Origin of the sequence: Methanogenium marinum, from assembly GCF_028912405.1 — an archaeon.
Taxonomy (GTDB): domain Archaea; phylum Halobacteriota; class Methanomicrobia; order Methanomicrobiales; family Methanomicrobiaceae; genus Methanogenium; species Methanogenium marinum.
Genome location: NZ_JAKELO010000002.1, coordinates 996,820 through 1,012,645 on the forward strand (window position 1 = coordinate 996,820; position 15,826 = coordinate 1,012,645).

The window sequence follows — 15,826 nt, forward strand, 5'->3', positions numbered from 1 at the left end:
ATGCGTTTATCAGCACCTATATATTCCATTTTATCTGAGATACCTATCATTACCGGAGATATTCATGCCGCCTGTCATCAAAACCAATACCTATACCAAACTTTTTGGAGACCTGAGAGCAGTTGATACAGTCTCTCTTTCTGTTGAAAAGGGCAGTCTGTTCGGGCTTTTAGGACAGAACGGCTCGGGAAAGACAACGATGATTAAGATGCTCACCGGACAGATGAAGCCATCTTCCGGGACTGCAGAGGTGCTTGACATTGACCCTTCCAAAGAACCGGTAGCGGTCAGAGAAGCGGTCGGAATCATCCCCGAACAGGAAACCCCCCCGAGTTTTCTGACGTCAGTTGAGTATCTCGCATTCGTCGGAAAAATACGGAATATCGAAGGTATTGAAGAAAAGTCGCAATGGTGGTTTGAGTATCTTGACTTCGGTGACAAACGAGATGTCCTCTGCAAGGATCTCTCGCGGGGAACACGGCAGAAACTGATGTTTGCCCAGGCATTCCTTCACTCACCAGAGCTTGCACTGATAGATGAACCCCTGATTAACCTCGATCCCATCATGCAGAGAAAGGTGAAGCAGTTTTTGACAGACTATGTGCAGTCCGGCAAAACCATCTTCCTCTCAACCCATATCCTTGAAATTGCAGAGGAAATCTGTACCGACTTTGCCATCCTCCATAAGGGAAAACTGCTGCACACGGGAACGGTGCGTGAACTGACAGAAAAAAACATTCATCTGGATGATTTTTTCATGGACCTTGTTGAACGGGGAAACAAGAATGTTTGAAATGTTCACCAGCATGTTCAAAGAAGAATGGCGGATGCATTCAACGCTGTTTGGCAGTCTGAATTTTGCCCTGTTTCCGGTGCTGATATTTGGAATCGCCTTTATGGGCGCATTTTTGCTGCCCTTCATTGGTAGCGTGATGGACGTATCCGTCCTGGTATTCCTGATGCACGGCAACTTTGCCCTTCTGGGAATAATGGTCGGCTCATTCGGTCTCCTTGGTAAAGAAATAATGAACCGCAGGTTCGGGCAGGCAAGCCTTATTGCCTATTCGGCACGCAGCCTTCCGGTCACGGAAAAACGGATTTTTCTGAATTTCGTTATCAAAGACATCGTGTATTACTTCATTCTCTGGGTATTGCCCTTCTGCATGGGATTTATTCTGGCTGCACCGCTGATGGGAATGAGCCTCTATTATCCGCTTCTGACCCTATTAACGCTCACCCTCTCCTTTCTCACCGGACTGTGTGCCGTGTTTCTGTTATCAGCAGGATATTCCCGTAACAAGGCAGCGTTTGGAGGTATTATTGCAATCATGGCAGTTTCGGCCGGGTTGTTCGTATTCGGATTTAACGGAGGGGCAACCGCTCTTTTCCCCCCGCTCGCAGTCTTTTATTCGTTCTCAGCAGGAAGCCTTGCAGTAGCCTTAGGTGTCATTCTCGTCCTTTTTGCCCTCTCGATGATCTTCTTTACCTCAGAATACCAGAGTGCGGAAAAACACTACAAAAACCGACACCCCCTGCTTTCGAAAAGACTTGACATGCTGCCGGAACATGATCTTGTTGCAAAAGATTTCATCGATCTCTACCGGAGTGGTATCGGAGTCGGGCAGACCCTGTTCTCATTTATTCTGCCACTGGGCATTATATGGCTGATTCTTTCTCTCATGGGAGGATTCCTGCCGGAAGATTTGGTGTTATTGATGTTTGCAGTAGTTACCGGCGTTATATCCTCGACCATGTACACCTGGCTGACCGAATTCGATGCAATAGCGTCGTATATGTTCCTGCCCCTCCGGGTATCGTCTGTTATCAAAGCAAAAATAGAATCATTCACCGTGCTTCAGGTAGTTCCGGTTATATTTCTTGCCTGTGTTGCCCTTTTTTCAGGCACTGCTGCATACATCCCCCATGCACTGGTAATTTCTCTTTGCATCTCCTTTTATGCACTCTCTGTCCTTGTACGGTTATGCGGCCTCTCTCCCACCACGCTTATCTATAACGCCAGAGTTTTTCTGACCTACATGCTTCTCATCGGGCCGCCAGTACTCATTCTCATCGCCCTTACCTTTGCGAGTCCGCTCTTCGCCTTTGCGGGGATTTTCCTCCTGATTCCTTCATGGTACTTCATACAAAGCGGTTTTAAGAAGTGGGACAACGCTGAATTTACAGGATTTTAGATGATAAAAATCATATTTCAAACACATAATTTTATTTTATAACTATTTTCAGAACAGACATATAGCATGAACAAAATAGAGACTGTCTGATACATGTGTATTGTTTTCAGCCTGGGGGACATGCCCGTCAGTTGAAAGAGAGAGAGAGAAACAAGAAACACCAATAATTGGAGACGGATTACATGGGAATATTTAAAAAACTGGCGTTGGCTGCCGGTATAATACTAATTGTGATCGTATCGGTATTGTTCATCGGTTTGTATTTTGTATCTCAGGATCTGGGAGGAACCATCTATCTTAGCGAAACCCCGGGAGACAATATAACATCCGAAATAGTAGAAGTATCAGAGGACGATTTTAAGAGATATCCCCAGCTGAGGGAATTGTTTGAAAATATCGATCGGGATGGCGGGGAATTTATAAGTTCGGTTCGTGTTCAGGGAAAGGCAATTGACGAGATTCGGTCGAAATACTCCGTTGAAGACTGCATTGAAGGCGGCCACAAATACAAAGCTATGTACTGGAACGGGAGTTATTACAGCATGCTGATTGCACGATCCTGATCCTGAGGAGTCTTGCCACATCTGTTCGGGTGTCCGCGAATCTTTTTAGAAAATGTATGGGGTATTAAAACGATTGAACAATTTATTATGAACCTTTTTATGCCCTTCAAAAGGATCTAAAAAAGTATTAGAGGGTCTCTGCCCCGTTCATGTAGGGCCGCAGGACTTCAGGAATAACAACCGTTCCGTCCTCTTCCTGGTAATTTTCCATAATTGCACGAATTGTTCGTGTTGTTGCAACCGCCGTGCTGTTTAATGTATGGAGGGGATACTTATTCTCGAAATCATGTGCGTCTCTCGCACGGATATTCAGCCGCACCGACTGGTATGCCGTACAGTTAGAGCATGAAACAACCTCACGGTATGCCTCCTCACGCGGCATCCAGACCTCCATATCATATTTCTTCGCGGCAACAGTCCCGATATCTCCGGTACAGATGTTTACCACCCGGTAGGGGAGACCGAGCATCTGGAAAATATCCTCTGAGTTTTTGAGAAGTTCCTCATGCAGTGCCCATGAATCCTCCGGTTTGCAGTAGACAAACTGCTCAACCTTGTTGAACTGGTGAACCCGGAAGAGTCCACGGGTATCAATCCCATGTGAGCCGATTTCACGCCGGAAACAGGGGCTGACACCTGCCAGTCTGAGTGGGAGATCTTTCTCATCAAAGATCTCGTCCATGTACATCGCAGCCATGGGATGCTCGCTTGTGGCGATTAAAAACTCGTCCTCACCGTCAATGGCATACATCACATTCTCAAAATCACCGAGATCAGTGACACCCTCATACGCAGCACGGTTCATCATATAGGGCGGGATGACCGGCGTATACCCACGTTCACCAAGGACGTCAAGGGCAAGACGCTGGAGTGCAAGGTCCATGAGCGCAAGGTTTCCTTTCAGCATATAAAATCCCGCACCGGAAATTTTTGCCGCCCTCTCAAACTCCGCGAGGCCCTTTTCAACCGCAAGCTCACCGTGGTTTTTCAGTTGGAATGAAGGAACAACAGGTTCACCCCATCTTTTGATCTCTGCATTCTCAGTATCGTCCGCACCGACCGGAACACTCTCGTGGAGGAGATTGGGGATCCGCATCTGGTAGAATTTTATTTTCTTGTTTATCTCCTCAATTTCGGCTTCTGCTTCCTTTATTTTAGCAGGCAGGGATTTCGCTTCTTCAAGAAATCCGGAGATGTCCTGCTTAGCCTTTTTTGCTTCCTTAATATCCCGGCTGATGATATTGCGCCGGTTTCGCATGGTGTTAATTTCAATCTGCATCTCACGCGACTGGACATCCTTTTCTAAGAGATCATCAATCCAGGCGAGCTTTTCCACATCACCCCTCTTCGTGAGATCAGCCCTGACGACATCCGGGTTGTTTCGAATAAATTTTAGTTCAAGCATAAGTTCATTCATTTATGCCCATCATAGGGGATTATTGTTACGAGCGCCTGTCAACAACTGCAATCAGAACCTTCAGTATTCACAGAGAGAAATCTGACAAAAAAAGGGAAAATACCAAAATACCTCTCACCTATTCATCACACGGCGAAGTCTTCCTTCCGGTCTTTCCGGAGAGAATGGGGACAGCGCAGATCATCTTCAGCACGTCCGTCCCGGTATTCATGATCATGTGATTCTCGCAGGGACGGGTATAGACTACATCGCCTGCATGGATTGGAACTTCATCCTTGTCATCACCGACAACAACCCCTTCTCCTTCAAGCAGGTATATCGCGTGTTCTTCCTGGTGCCGGTGCCAGTCGGTTGACCCCCCCGGACCATATTCCAGAATCCAGAGGGCAGACTGCGGATTGTCATCGGCAGCAGTCAGGAGAAACCGGACCTTTATGTTGGAAAATCCGGGTTTTTTAATTTCTTCCGGGGGTACCTCATCTGCGTGTCTGAGTATCATACACGGAACTATTGACAGTGGTCATGAAATAAAAGGTACTCCCCTGCGGGATGATGGCAGCAGCGATTACCAGAAAAACAATTAGCATTGAGGAAATAAATTCTGACACACCAGAATCATCCATCATACCACCACCTCCTCATCTGCAATAATTACTCCAAGATTGTCATCTGCTATCTGAACCCGCCATGTCCCTGCTGCAAAGGGTTTCAGGTATGACCATCCACTCCCCCAGGTGCTCTTATCGTCAATTCGTGTGTAGTCATTGGTGATATAATACTGACCGTTGATACCGGATGATACAGTAAAGTAGTAAAATGTGTCGCCCGGTCGTATCTTCTGCCCTTTCATGGTTATTGACTGCATTGCCTCATGTGACCCACCATCCGGGTCAATAAGCATGAACTTGATGCCTTCTGTGCCGGCATACACCCCTTCCTCATACTGCAGGTCGAGTTCATTTCCGAAAGAGAACGTTATTTTTATAGAATCAGCATTCCACGTGTCAAGCGCTGAAAGTCCAGGCACAACTTCAGCATTCACAATGGCATACTGGGGAGTGTAGCCAGCGACAGCATTGTTTCCTCCGATATCCATCACATATACAAAAACCACTCCGGCCAGTACCACCAGAACAAATATCATGAGAATACTGCCGATATTCTCTGATACCCCCGAATCATCCATTATAAACTGTTTTTGGCATACATGAGGATATAAATTTGCAATTTAATCCCAAATTCACACATAATATTAAATATTGGCAAAATATGAGGTGATAAATCATAATGATTCCATTCATTTTATTTCCCACCACATCGGAGTCTTACCGAAATCAGAATCACTCCCGGTGTCATACATCCACTTCATCAGTAACAGATTCAAGGTGAGCAGGCCGGAACTCCTGATCACCAGAGCCGCTGCCAGTCTTGAGAAACTGATAGAAAAGCGGCGTAGGCCCCATTAAATGCTAATTACGGGACAAATGGAACCATCTGATATAATATAGCAGGTAATTCCCAAAAAATACTTAAAGCCGGATTACCAAAATCACTATATAGACGACAGGGAATGCAGTCAGCCGGGAACTGCGGATGATCGAGTGAAAACCAGTAGATGAACTCCCTCTTGGAGCAGGCAGGAAAAGAGGGAAAATCCAAGATTGTAACATGAAAACAGATCTGCAGAAAGTAATCACCGTGATGAGCAGAGCGTATGGGACAGATCTCTCGTGCTATGACGAGTCGGTCCTTTCCAAATCGCTTGAAACACGGTGTATCGAGACTTCATCTGCGACAATTGATGAATACTGTACGTACCTGTCAGAGCACCGGGAGGAGGCAGGCGCACTCTCCCGCTCTCTGCAGAACACCCACAGCGAATTCTTCAGAAACCCCCTCACCTTTGCCCTGCTTGAATCCCTTGTGCTGCCCTCCCTTTTGATGGAGCGGCAGGGGGCAGAGGGGCGTGGCATCCGAGTCTGGTCTGCCGGGTGTGCTGCAGGAGAGGAGGCGTATTCTATAGCAATCCTGCTCAATGAACGGGCCACGGCATCAGAACATCCCGCCCCATACCAGATCTTTGCCACCGACATCTCGGAAGATGAACTCGCACACGCAAAAAGCGGCGTCTACGATGCGGCACGGGTGCAGAATGTACACCTGAAGCATCTTCACACCTACTTCCATTCACGCGGGGATACCTATACAGTCATCCCGCGACTTCAGGACCATATCGATTTTTCCCGGTACGACCTGCTGGACGAGCACTCCATCAGCCCCCCGACGAGCATCTACGGGGGCTTTGATCTTATTTTTTGCGCCAACCTGCTCTTCTATTATCGGCCGGAGGTCCGGCAGTCCATCCTTGAAAAGCTGAACCATTCCCTGGTTCCGGGAGGGTATCTCGTGACCGGGGAAGCTGAGCGGGAGATGGTTGAGCAGTTAGACAACATATACCCAGTCTTCCGGTCGGCGGCAGTGTACCGGAAGAGTAGCAGGACGCATATGAAGACAGAACAGAGAACCGGGGCGGGAACAGCGGAATCATGCAGACAGGAGGCAGAACATGGCGTTTAAGGATCTGAAGATCGGCACACAACTGATGATCGGGGTTGGTATCATCACCGCGATGGCTGTCCTGCTTGGCGCAACGGCCGTGGTGCAGGAGGAGAGCCTGTGGGAGGATACGTCAGACCTCTACGAACACCCGCTCAAGGTCAGGAGGGCGGCGGGCGCACTCGAGGCAGACATCCTCAGGATGGACCGGGGGATGAAAAACCTGTTCCTGACGGAGAATGAGCAGGAACAGGAGGAAATCCTCCAGGGGATCAGTGCCGACGAGGCAGATGCCTTACAACAGTTTGATATCCTGTATGACCGCTACCTTGGTTCCCGGTCCGACATCGATACTGTATATACTGATTTTGTCCAGTGGAACACCATCCGCGGCGAGACCATCCGGTTGCTGCGGGAAGGAAAAACTGCTGAAGCGGCGAGCCGGACAAAAAGTACCGGTGTTGAGGGCGCCCTGATCGAGAAGATGATAGGGGATGGCCTGATCATCGGCGATTCCGCCCTAATGAAAGCCGATGAGTTATACCAGTCCGCACAGCAGCATAAAGATGAACAGACCGTGCAGCTCGCGGCCCTCTTAGCCGTCACTCTCCTGCTCTTCTTCGTTATCAGTTACGCCCTGCTGAAAGCAGTGCGGGACCCACTGCTGGAACTGACCGGTGTCAGCGAACGGTACCAGCATGGGGACTACAGTGCCCGCAGCCGGATTGTCTCCCCAAACGAGATGGGGGCGCTCGCCACCTCCTTCAACACCCTTGCTGATACGCTCCAAACCGAGCTGCAGGCGAGGGAGAACGCCACCGGTATCGCCACCGGTATCGCTGCGATCAGCCTCCATGAAGATAAGTTAGAGCCGTTCTGCCGCGATATTCTGGTCGTGCTGATGCAGTACACCGACTCGCAGGTGGGCGCCATCTACCTTATAAACGCCCAAAAAACAGAGTTTTCGCTCTTTGAGTCCATCGGACTTTCTGCATCAGCCCGCCCGTCCTTCTCTGCCACCATGTACGAGGGGGAGTTCGGCGCAGCCCTCGCCACCCGGCAGATCCAGCACATCACTGACATCCCGGAGGACACAGTATTTACCCTCTCTACCGCGAGCGGCGATATCCGGCCAAAGGATATTCTCACCATCCCCGTCCTCTCCGGAACAGAGGTCGTTGCCATCATCTCGCTTGCAAGCGTCCGGGCCTATCCGGCAACGGCACTCCAACACATCGATGACATCTGGGGCCTCATAACCGCCCGGTTAAACGGATTGCTGGCGTTCCAGAAGATCCAGGCGTTTACAGAGACCCTCGAAGAGCAAAACCGGGAACTGAACGAGAAGTCACGGGAGCTCGCACTCCAGGCAGACGAACTGCGTGAGCATAACATCGAGCTCGACATGCAGAAGAAGCAGCTGGACGAGGCAAACCGGGCAAAGACAGTCTTCCTCTCGAACATGAGCCACGAGCTCCGGACCCCGCTCAACTCGGTGATCGCACTCTCCGGGGTCCTGAACCGCCGGCTCCGGGGTACCATCCCCGAAGAGGAGTACAGTTACATCGATGTGATCCTGCGTAATGGCAGGCACCTCCTGGCACTGATCAACGATATCCTGGACATCGCCCGGATCGAGTCCGGCCGGGAATTTATCAGCCTCAGGACATTTCCGGTGCTGGAGCTTTGCAACATGGCCGAGGAACGGATCGGCCCACAGGCAGTGGAGAAGGGAATCGCTCTGCAGAATCTGGTGAACCCGGATCTCCCCCTCATGACCAGTGACTTTGCCAAGTGTCAGCATATCCTCGAGAACCTGGTGGCAAATGCCGTCAAGTTCACCGAAGAGGGCGAAGTGACAGTCTCGGCCATAGTCGCAGACGACGAGGTGCACATCTCGGTCACAGACACCGGCATCGGCATCTCAGAAGACCAGATCAACATCATCTTCGACGAGTTCAGGCAGGCTGATGAGAGAGTTGCACGCCAGTATGGCGGGAGTGGTCTCGGGCTCGCAATTGCCAATAAATACGCTACCCTCCTCTCCGGAAGCATCGCGGTTGAGAGTACACCCGGGAAGGGATCGACATTTACCCTCATACTCCCGCTGACGATCACCCTGCCCATCCCCGAAACCCACGGGGCTGCCGAGTGGGAGGTCAGCGGGCACAGCGAAACTCCCTACCACCCCGTTGAACACCCCGGTGCGGGAAAAACCATCCTCATCGTGGAAGACAGCGAACCGGCCATCATCCAGATAAAGGACCTGTTGGAAGAGGAAGGCTACCGCATCAGGGTCGCACGGAACGGGAAGGAAGCACTGGAAGAGATCAATAATGAACTGCCGGACGCGATGATCCTCGACCTGATGATGCCCGAGGTGGACGGCTTTACCGTCCTGCGGATGCTCCGGAGCGGCGATCAGCCCGTTCGCATCCCGGTGCTCATCCTGACAGCAAAGCACATCACGAAAGAGGAGCTCTCGTTTTTGGAGGGGAACGGCATCCACCAGCTCATCCAGAAAGGGGATATCGACCGTAAGAGCCTCCTCGGAACGGTGGGGAGGATGGTTTCAGAACCCCTGGAACAGATGAGCCAGAAGCCCGCACAATCTCCCCGGCACGGGGTTCGGGATCGGCCGGTCATCCTCATCGTGGAGGACAACCCGGACAACATGATGACGGCAAAAGCCCTGCTCCGTGAACACTACACCCCCATCGGGGCTGCTGACGGCCAGTCCGGCATCGATATGGCACGAAGAGAGAAGCCTGATCTGGTTTTACTCGACATCTCACTTCCGGGCAAAGACGGGTTCGAGGTCTGCAGGACATTGAAGCAGGACGAGGAACTCCGGCACATCCCGGTTATCGCCCTGACCGCCCGGGCGATGAAAGGTGACCGGGCGGACATCCTCTCCCGCGGCTTCGATGGCTACCTCTCCAAGCCGGTGGACGCGGAACTGCTGGAACAGACCATCTGGAGGACCCTCTATGGAGCATAAGGACCCGACCATCGTCGCCATAGATGACATCAGCGACAACCTTGTGGCATTGAAAGCCTTTGTAATCGATGCCTTTCCTCGTGCCCGGGTTTTTACGGCGCAGAATGGAAAGAAAGGCATCGAACTGGCACGTGAACACAATCCGGATCTCATCCTCCTTGATATTGTCATGCCAGTCATGGACGGTTTTGAGGTCTGCATGATATTGAAGCAGGACAAGGAGCTCCGGCACATACCGGTGGTCTTCCTCACCGCACTCCGGGGTGACCGGAAGAGCCGTATACGGGCACTGGATTTGGGAGGGGAGGCCTTCATATCCAAACCCTTTGATGATGCGGAGTTCATCGCCCAGATCCGGGCCATGATGAAGATCAAGGCGGCAAACGTTCGGGAACTGGACGAGAAGAAGTACCTTGCCAGAATCGTTGAGATGCGGACCGCCGAGCTCAAGGAGGAACTGGCAGAACGCAGAAGAGTCGAGCAGGAACTACAGGTTCATCAGACCGAACTGGAACTGCAGAACAAAAAACTCATCAACGCAAGGCAGGCAACAGACGAACTCCGGCAGGAGTATCAGACACTCTTTGATATAGCACCGGTCGGATATCTGGTAATCGGCCCAAACACCATGATTATTCAGTGCAACCACCGTGCCGCCGAACTCTTTGGCACCACCCCGGATTACCTGACCGGAAGGCGTCTCGCCATGTTTCTGGACCAGGAAACTCTTGCTGCCTTTAACATGTATTATATCGAGTGCTGTAATAAAGAAACAAAGAAGATCTCAGAATTCATCTCTCGTTCGGGCCACACATTGCTCTCAGATCCACGGCATTTGCACTTTTTTGGCAAGGGTATTCAATCAGAAAATAATGAGTGTCATTGTATTGTTGCCATCAGTGACATAACCGAACTGCACCAGTATCAGGATGCCCTCCGGGAGGTAAACAGGAAACTCCACCTCCTCACCAACATAACCCGGCACGATATTTTAAACCAGGTCATGGTACTTGCCGGAAGTCTGGATCTCATCCGGATAAAAAGAGAGGAGGGGGCCCCGATCGATGTGGATATTGCCAGATGCGAATCAGCAAAGGAAACAATAAGTCGTCTTATTACGTTTACCCGTAGCTACGAGGGTCTTGGTGCGAGAAAACCCGTGTGGCAGTCTGCCGGGACTGTTGTTGAAATGACCCGGCAAACAACAGATATTCCGGTCACCGTTGACCCTTCAATTGATGCCATCGAAGTGTATGCCGACATGATGCTGAACAACGTATTCTCCAACCTGTTTCAAAACGCCGAGCAGCATGGGGGTCAGATCAGCAGGATTACCGTCTCATTTCACCAGAATGGCCGAAAAGGTATTCTTGTAGTTGAGGACGACGGCATTGGAATACCAGATGATATGAAAGAACAGATCTTCGAACGGGGCGTGGGAAAAGGGACCGGGCTGGGACTCTTCTTCTGCTCGGAAATTCTGGGGATTACTGGTATTAGCGTCTGTGAAACCGGAACGCCGGGAGAAGGAGCTCGGTTTGAACTGCACATTCCTGTAGGGGTCTGGAAGTCTCATAATGAAACATCACCCTCTCCTAAACCATGACCATACCAGGGCAAAAATCCTAAAAAAACAATTCTTCGGCATCTCTTGCTCTTTTTTTACCGTTATTGAGCGTTGGAACAGGCCATGAGGGACGTGTTCGGTTGGTGTTGAGGGGCAGCAGTTACCCGGCACCCGGGTCAGTATTGGGATAAACAGAGGCACAGATCCATCGTCATACATCCCCATCATCAGTAACAGATTCAAGTTGGACGGCCCGCCGGCAGATGGCGGTTAAGAGACCAGACTCAAAGGCAGATTCAAGAGCGCCTTCACAGAAACGCTCCTGCCGGATCACTACTGTAAGAAGCCGGGAGAGTTGTTCCTGTGTGGCGTTGGCCATTTTTTCAGGATCATCACGTAACCCTTCCGCTTCCGGCGAATGTGCCCAGTCGGGCCAGTTAAAGTCTGTGCACACCCAGCCATGATCATAGGCTGTTTTTATAAACGCATAGGCAACACCCGAGAACTGGAAATCCGGCATTGTCGTAACACCGGGCTCAACATATTCCGGTTCATCCCAATCCCCGAAGGTGAAACCCGGATGTTCAAAGAGCGGCAGAAATGCAGCGATCACATGGAGGCGTTGTTTGAGTGGTAAAGGCGATGATGAGTTCATTTGCGTCATTGATTGTATATCTCCTCATATTGCCTTAAAAGGAACATCAAAAATAATACCGTGAAACCATGAAAAAATGATTCCCGGATTTGTGTGCACCAGAGAGAAGACCTGACGGATAATTCGGGCAGATGATTATCCTGTGGCTTTATCCTCATACGTGAGGCCAAACACGGTGTCTTTCATCCACTTCTGGAATGATTCATTATCCATGAACTGTTTGAACAGTTCCGTATCATCTTTTAATATGGCATTCATCACCCGGAGAAGGGCTTTGTCATGCTCGATACGGGCATTCTGTTTGTCGGAATTTTTCTTTGCGTTCTGATAGGCTGTATCAGCCAGGACACGTGCCGGAATATCTTCCGTTATCAGCTTATGCACCTGATCGCCATTGGTCCAGGGAATATTGCCAAACTGGTCGTTAAAGGTCCTGAGGATATTTGAAAGCCGGTCGAGTTCAGGCTCCGGTTTGTGTCCGCCACCGCTTGTTGGCACCGGGTTGATTTCAGCGTCCTCGTCCGGAAGTTGTATTCGTACCACTGCCTGCTTTTCCGCCCGATAGCTGTCCATGTCAATTGCTTCGAGAATACCCTTTGAGAGGTCGTCTTCCTGTGGGGCAGGAAGGAAATGGTATTTCTTTGGAGTCAGAAATTGATGTGGATGACAATACAGACGGTGACAGCCTGCGGGAGATGATGTCCACTGTAGAGTTCCACTCTTCCACCCAACTTCCACTCAAATATGGCAAAAAGTGGAACATTAAACAATGCCCATATTGATGGTTATTCCTGTAAAAAAGACATTAGTATAGATATATGCACATATAGTACAGGAGTCTTCCACTCAATTCTCATATCATTCAACAATCCCGGTACCGGTGTGGATGTGAGTGGGGGTATATATGACCCGGCGGCAAGTGGAAGTCAAATTGATCAGAGAGCCAAGTATCCACAGATTTCAATTTCATCCATATAATAAGCGTAAAACGAGTGGAAGACTAAGTGGAAGTCAGGTGGAAGTGAGTGGAACACAAGAAGAATATCAAATAAAAAGAGGGGGAATTCCCCTAAAAAAATAGAGAAAACGCAGAAGAAACTATCAGTTCTTCCGCCTGCCGGCATACAGATAATATCCTGCCAGCAGCACAATTCCCACAATCACCGCAAGAGAAACCGGGTTCACCAACAGATCGGTGACAGGATTTCCCGCCTTCCCGTCCACCTGCAGCACAATCTGATCGGACAGAATCAGGGTATCCTGTGCATCCCGATATTTGATCTCCGTATTCAGACCGTATGGAACTTCAAGCGCCCCGGACTCAAGCGAAATGGTGAAATCAGCAGTCATCGTCTCGCCCGGTGCCATATCACCAAGAAGAGCCGTATCCACCGGTGCTGTCAGTGGTTTACTTGGCACGATCCGTGCCCGTGCGTCATAGACCGGTGCATCACCCGTATTTTTGAACGTCACCTGAATAGATTTTGTCTCACCAGGCTCGATTGCAATAGGATCAGAGACGATTGCAAAGGACGCTCCTTCACCAACAGGAATGCCCACCCTTTCAGAAACAGACTCCTGTGATTCGCCATTTTCACCGGCGTAGGCAATCATCACTTCTTCCGGGTATGTGCCTGCGCTGACATCATCACTCACATATGCAGTGAAAGTAACAACAGTAACCTCACCCGGAGCAAAATCACCAATGTATACCCCGCCATCCACCAGCCGGAAGACACCGGATATACCAGATAGTTCAGCAGCAGAACGGGTCCCTTTTGCATATCCAATATTCTCCAGAGAAACCGTAATCGTCCCTGTCTGTCCGGGATAAAGATTTTCTGCCTCAAGAGAGAGAATCTTCGGCTTCACCTCCCCTTTGATTCGCACCGGCACCTCCAGACGGGCAGTCCTTTCTTCATAGGAATACTCCCAATCCCCGGAAGGGAGCATATACTGGGCCGCTGCGTAGTGATAATTGGTGCTGACAATAAGGGTATACGTCCCTGCCGGGGCATTCTCATCCACATGAGCATACGCCGTAAACGGACTGCTCAACCCCGCCTGAATATCACCGATAAGATACGGTTCTGACTGCACCGAGAGAGGTGCACCCGCAGGTTCAAGCCCTGCAACCGTGCCCAGTGCGGTGGTCGGATTTATTGTATAGGGAGTATATTCCAGTTCCCGAAGGACTTCATTATCCACTCCCTGATTCTCGACGATAATATCCAGCCGGATATCTGTCCCCGGAGAAAACTCATTGGTTCCCTCAAGTGTTGCATAGAGGGAAGGTTCACTCCGGATGAACCCTTCTCCCGCACCGGAAACCGGGCCAAAAAACGCACAGAGAAGAAGCCCTGCGAGAATCACACAGAGGAGATTTCCCCCGATTCCCTTGTTTTTCCTGCCCATACCGGATGAGGGCAGAAGACAATTACACCTCACAATTCCTACCTTCCGCCCTGCTGTTTCCTGCGGTACATATAGAATCCGCCGCCTGCGACGATCACAATTCCAATAACAACAACGAGATACGTTGTGGTATTATCCACCGGCCGTACATCAACGATGACCTTCACCGTATCAGAGACATAATTATTGTTCAGGGCATCGTTGTAGCGAATTTCAGAGTCCAGCGAGTATTTTTTGATGGTAGCAGACGAACCCACCTGAACCTGGTAGACAGCCTCTGCTGATTCTCCGGGTTTCAGATCACCGAGATATACATTGGAATCCGTGCTGGAGAATGGATCAACGACACTGATTCTGCCCTGTGCCTGGTATGCGGTTGCAGCACCCGTATTCTTATAGGTCACATGAACCAGGTTATCTGTTCCCACCTCTGCCACCGCAGGATCACTTACTGCAGCAAAGGTGATTTTCCCCAGAAAGTCCACCCCGATGAGAACCGGACTGGTCATGGCATCCATCCCTTCGTAGTCCTTGTAGACACCGAAGATGGTCAGCGGATACTGCTGTGTCTCATCCGCATCCTGTGATACCGAGACCTTCACCCGCGGAGTAATTGTCTCCCCTGCGGCGAAGTCCCCGACATAGATATTCCCCTCAACAGGTGTGAGCGGGCCATTTCCGCCCGGTTCAATATACAGGGCAAAATGGGCGGCGTCATCGGTACCCGTATTCTTCACGGTCATCGTGACATATCCCTCACCCCCTGCATTCAGATCAGAGGACACCACATCTGTTATTGCAAGGATAACTGAGGGAGTTACAACAACCGTCACCGGAATATCTTCTGTGACCGTTTTGAAATGATAGGTGATGGAATCCATCCCCAACTGGTCATACGACTGCATGAACTCATACTCCACATGAGCTGTCATCGTATAGGTGCCGGAGGCAGCATCATCAGGGACATGCATAGCAAAGGAGGCCTTCTCCACAATCCCTGACGGAAGAATGCCAAGCACCTGCGTGTCAGACTTCACCGTTACAGGAGCGTTTCCCGGCAGAAGGGTCACCTTCACTGACCGTGCCGTATTGGGCAGATAATCAGGAGTCAGATAATCCAGACGGATCAGTTTCATATCGATAAGACCCCTGTTTTCCACGAGAAGAGGTAGTTCCGTATCCTCGTCCGGACTGAACTGATTGCTCCCGGATACTGAGACTGAGACGGCGGGCCCTTCGGTAAAGAATTTTTCTCCCGCAAGGCCGGGGGACACTGCCAGTACCAGGAGAAGAAGAACGGCAGTCACAAAGAGATATAGTGGTTTCATAGGATACACCAGCGTTTACCGGAACACCTTATTTTGTCAGAACAAAACACCCATTCCGGTACTAACAGTATTATACGTTTTCTTTAAACGTCTTTACATAAGAGAAGTCAGATTCAGAGGATTATTTTAAGG

15 protein-coding genes are annotated in these 15,826 nt (G+C 50.2%); 7 read left to right on the forward strand and 8 right to left on the reverse strand.

Translation table 11 applies throughout. The features are described from left to right. The first annotated feature begins 64 nt into the window (after positions 1–64). From L0665_RS05215 to L0665_RS05225, 3 genes are all read left to right on the forward strand, one after another. The gene (locus L0665_RS05215; protein ID WP_274924641.1) at positions 65–793 is read left to right on the forward strand and encodes an ABC transporter ATP-binding protein; all 729 of its coding nucleotides are present in this window, start codon (positions 65–67) and stop codon (positions 791–793) included. After that, the gene (locus L0665_RS05220; protein WP_274924642.1) at positions 786–2,192 is read left to right on the forward strand and encodes a hypothetical protein; all 1,407 of its coding nucleotides are present in this window, start codon (positions 786–788) and stop codon (positions 2,190–2,192) included. The genes L0665_RS05215 and L0665_RS05220 overlap by 8 nt, the downstream gene beginning before the upstream one ends. A 182-nt stretch (positions 2,193–2,374) precedes the next feature. Next, positions 2,375–2,755, forward strand: a complete 381-nt coding sequence (locus L0665_RS05225; RefSeq protein ID WP_274924643.1) for a hypothetical protein — start codon at positions 2,375–2,377, stop codon at positions 2,753–2,755. 127 nt (positions 2,756–2,882) lie between these two features. Here the strand turns inward: L0665_RS05225 and serS are convergent, their stop codons facing one another. The 4 genes from serS to L0665_RS05245 all read right to left on the reverse strand — a co-directional run bounded on the left by serS (position 2,883) and on the right by L0665_RS05245 (position 5,358). Continuing rightward, on the reverse strand, positions 2,883–4,160 hold the full coding sequence (gene serS / locus L0665_RS05230) for a serine--tRNA ligase (RefSeq protein ID WP_274925723.1): 1,278 nt from the start codon (positions 4,158–4,160) through the stop codon (positions 2,883–2,885). A 130-nt stretch (positions 4,161–4,290) separates the two neighbouring features. Next, on the reverse strand, positions 4,291–4,671 hold the full coding sequence (locus L0665_RS05235; RefSeq protein WP_274924644.1) for a cupin domain-containing protein: 381 nt from the start codon (positions 4,669–4,671) through the stop codon (positions 4,291–4,293). Further along, positions 4,649–4,798, reverse strand: a complete 150-nt coding sequence (locus L0665_RS05240; RefSeq protein ID WP_274924645.1) for a hypothetical protein — start codon at positions 4,796–4,798, stop codon at positions 4,649–4,651. Before L0665_RS05240 ends, L0665_RS05235 begins: the two co-directional genes overlap by 23 nt. Next, positions 4,795–5,358 (reverse strand): hypothetical protein, encoded by a 564-nt coding sequence (locus L0665_RS05245; RefSeq protein WP_274924646.1) that lies wholly within the window; start codon positions 5,356–5,358, stop codon positions 4,795–4,797. The genes L0665_RS05240 and L0665_RS05245 overlap by 4 nt, the downstream gene beginning before the upstream one ends. A gap of 482 nt (positions 5,359–5,840) precedes the next feature. On the opposite strand from L0665_RS05245, the gene L0665_RS05250 reads away from it, so the two are divergent. The 3 genes from L0665_RS05250 to L0665_RS05260 are packed head-to-tail and all read left to right on the forward strand — an operon-like array spanning position 5,841 to position 11,335. Continuing rightward, entirely contained in the window at positions 5,841–6,749 is a 909-nt protein-coding gene (locus L0665_RS05250; protein WP_274924647.1) for a CheR family methyltransferase, read from the forward strand. Then, a complete protein-coding gene (locus tag L0665_RS05255; RefSeq protein WP_274924648.1) occupies positions 6,739–9,729 on the forward strand; it encodes a response regulator in 2,991 nt (996 codons plus the stop codon). The genes L0665_RS05250 and L0665_RS05255 overlap by 11 nt, the downstream gene beginning before the upstream one ends. After that, the gene (locus tag L0665_RS05260; protein WP_274924649.1) at positions 9,719–11,335 is read left to right on the forward strand and encodes a response regulator; all 1,617 of its coding nucleotides are present in this window, start codon (positions 9,719–9,721) and stop codon (positions 11,333–11,335) included. The genes L0665_RS05255 and L0665_RS05260 overlap by 11 nt, the downstream gene beginning before the upstream one ends. 172 nt (positions 11,336–11,507) lie before the next feature. Here L0665_RS05260 and L0665_RS05265 read toward each other — a convergent pair whose 3' ends face one another. Further along, positions 11,508–11,960: a DUF6508 domain-containing protein gene (locus L0665_RS05265; protein WP_274924650.1), complete on the reverse strand. Its 453-nt coding sequence runs from the start codon at positions 11,958–11,960 to the stop codon at positions 11,508–11,510. A gap of 126 nt (positions 11,961–12,086) precedes the next feature. Further along, a complete protein-coding gene (locus tag L0665_RS05270) occupies positions 12,087–12,689 on the reverse strand; it encodes a hypothetical protein (protein WP_274924651.1) in 603 nt (200 codons plus the stop codon). 6 nt (positions 12,690–12,695) lie between these two features. Here L0665_RS05270 and L0665_RS05275 point away from each other — a divergent pair, with 6 nt between their 5' ends. Beyond that, positions 12,696–12,929, forward strand: a complete 234-nt coding sequence (locus L0665_RS05275; RefSeq protein ID WP_274924652.1) for a hypothetical protein — start codon at positions 12,696–12,698, stop codon at positions 12,927–12,929. 123 nt (positions 12,930–13,052) lie between these two features. Here the strand turns inward: L0665_RS05275 and L0665_RS05280 are convergent, their stop codons facing one another. Next, positions 13,053–14,399: a COG1361 S-layer family protein gene (locus L0665_RS05280; protein WP_274924653.1), complete on the reverse strand. Its 1,347-nt coding sequence runs from the start codon at positions 14,397–14,399 to the stop codon at positions 13,053–13,055. A gap of 5 nt (positions 14,400–14,404) precedes the next feature. Further along, on the reverse strand, positions 14,405–15,694 hold the full coding sequence (locus L0665_RS05285) for a COG1361 S-layer family protein (RefSeq protein WP_274924654.1): 1,290 nt from the start codon (positions 15,692–15,694) through the stop codon (positions 14,405–14,407). Between the last annotated feature and the right edge of the window lie 132 nt (positions 15,695–15,826).

What these genes read in the sequence shown, in the direction of transcription:
- L0665_RS05275 (WP_274924652.1), top strand. Translation starts at nt 12,696, where the DNA reads ATGGCAAAAAGTGGAACATTAAACAATGCCCATATTGATGGTTATTCC.
- L0665_RS05240 (WP_274924645.1), bottom strand. Translation starts at nt 4,798, where the DNA reads ATGATGGATGATTCTGGTGTGTCAGAATTTATTTCCTCAATGCTAATT.
- L0665_RS05250 (WP_274924647.1), top strand. Translation starts at nt 5,841, where the DNA reads ATGAAAACAGATCTGCAGAAAGTAATCACCGTGATGAGCAGAGCGTAT.
- L0665_RS05245 (WP_274924646.1), bottom strand. Translation starts at nt 5,358, where the DNA reads ATGGATGATTCGGGGGTATCAGAGAATATCGGCAGTATTCTCATGATA.
- serS (WP_274925723.1), bottom strand. Translation starts at nt 4,160, where the DNA reads ATGCTTGAACTAAAATTTATTCGAAACAACCCGGATGTCGTCAGGGCT.
- L0665_RS05285 (WP_274924654.1), bottom strand. Translation starts at nt 15,694, where the DNA reads ATGAAACCACTATATCTCTTTGTGACTGCCGTTCTTCTTCTCCTGGTA.
- L0665_RS05235 (WP_274924644.1), bottom strand. Translation starts at nt 4,671, where the DNA reads ATGATACTCAGACACGCAGATGAGGTACCCCCGGAAGAAATTAAAAAA.
- L0665_RS05215 (WP_274924641.1), top strand. Translation starts at nt 65, where the DNA reads ATGCCGCCTGTCATCAAAACCAATACCTATACCAAACTTTTTGGAGAC.
- L0665_RS05265 (WP_274924650.1), bottom strand. Translation starts at nt 11,960, where the DNA reads ATGACGCAAATGAACTCATCATCGCCTTTACCACTCAAACAACGCCTC.
- L0665_RS05225 (WP_274924643.1), top strand. Translation starts at nt 2,375, where the DNA reads ATGGGAATATTTAAAAAACTGGCGTTGGCTGCCGGTATAATACTAATT.
- L0665_RS05255 (WP_274924648.1), top strand. Translation starts at nt 6,739, where the DNA reads ATGGCGTTTAAGGATCTGAAGATCGGCACACAACTGATGATCGGGGTT.
- L0665_RS05260 (WP_274924649.1), top strand. Translation starts at nt 9,719, where the DNA reads ATGGAGCATAAGGACCCGACCATCGTCGCCATAGATGACATCAGCGAC.
- L0665_RS05220 (WP_274924642.1), top strand. Translation starts at nt 786, where the DNA reads ATGTTTGAAATGTTCACCAGCATGTTCAAAGAAGAATGGCGGATGCAT.